Source organism: Sodalis-like endosymbiont of Proechinophthirus fluctus (assembly GCF_001602625.1).
Lineage (GTDB): Bacteria > Pseudomonadota > Gammaproteobacteria > Enterobacterales > Enterobacteriaceae.
In genome coordinates, this window is record NZ_LECR01000072.1 from 6,603 (window position 1) to 7,034 (window position 432).

Here is a 432-nt window from a genome sequence, read left to right on the forward strand (position 1 = left end):
TCGGCGGTTTTGATTACGTCCAGATTATGCTCAATCACCACGATCGTATTACCCTGATCCCGTAACTGATGCAGCACTGCCAGCAATTGTTGAATATCGGCGAAATGCAGACCGGTCGTCGGCTCGTCGAGGATATACAGCGTTTGGCCGGTGCCACGCTTGGATAGCTCACGCGCCAGCTTGACCCGTTGCGCCTCGCCGCCGGATAGCGTGGTGGCGGATTGCCCTAAGCGGATATAAGACAGACCGACATCTATCAGCGTCTGCAGTTTGCGCGCCAGAGCAGGAACGGCGCCGAAAAAATCGCGCGCTTCCTCGATGGTCATCTCCAGCACCTGATGGATATTCTTGCCCTTATATTTCACTTCCAGAGTTTCACGGTTGTAACGCTTGCCATTGCAGTGATCGCAGGGAACATAAATATCCGGCAGA

At 53.9% G+C, this 432-nt stretch carries 1 protein-coding gene; it reads right to left on the minus strand.

Annotated features, from left to right (window positions below):
• Window positions 1-432: ATP-binding cassette domain-containing protein (locus BG74_RS06955; protein WP_187202760.1), on the minus strand; the 432-nt coding region annotated here is incomplete at both ends.